This is a genomic window from Psychrobacillus sp. PGGUH221 (genome assembly GCF_042055255.1).
In the GTDB taxonomy this organism is placed as follows: Bacteria; Bacillota; Bacilli; order Bacillales_A; family Planococcaceae; genus Psychrobacillus.
In genome coordinates this window covers 1-256 of sequence record NZ_JAQMHQ010000049.1, presented here as the reverse complement: position 1 = coordinate 256, position 256 = coordinate 1, and the positions used below count along the sequence as shown (strand labels likewise).

At 57.0% G+C, this 256-nt stretch carries 1 rRNA gene; it reads right to left on the bottom strand.

Annotation, left to right across the window (positions count from 1 at the left end):
- Positions 1 to 256: ribosomal RNA gene (locus PGC35_RS22145) — 16S ribosomal RNA — on the bottom strand; the annotation flags it as partial.

Genomic DNA, 256 nt, shown 5'->3' with positions numbered 1-256 from the left:
CTGGGCCGTGTCTCAGTCCCAGTGTGGCCGATCACCCTCTCAGGTCGGCTACGCATCGTCGCCTTGGTGAGCCGTTACCTCACCAACTAGCTAATGCGCCGCGGGCCCATCCTGTAGTGACAGCCGAGACCGTCTTTTAACATTCCCCCATGTGAGGAAATGGATTATTCGGTATTAGCCCCGGTTTCCCGGAGTTATCCCAATCTACAGGGCAGGTTGCCCACGTGTTACTCACCCGTCCGCCGCTAAATCAGAA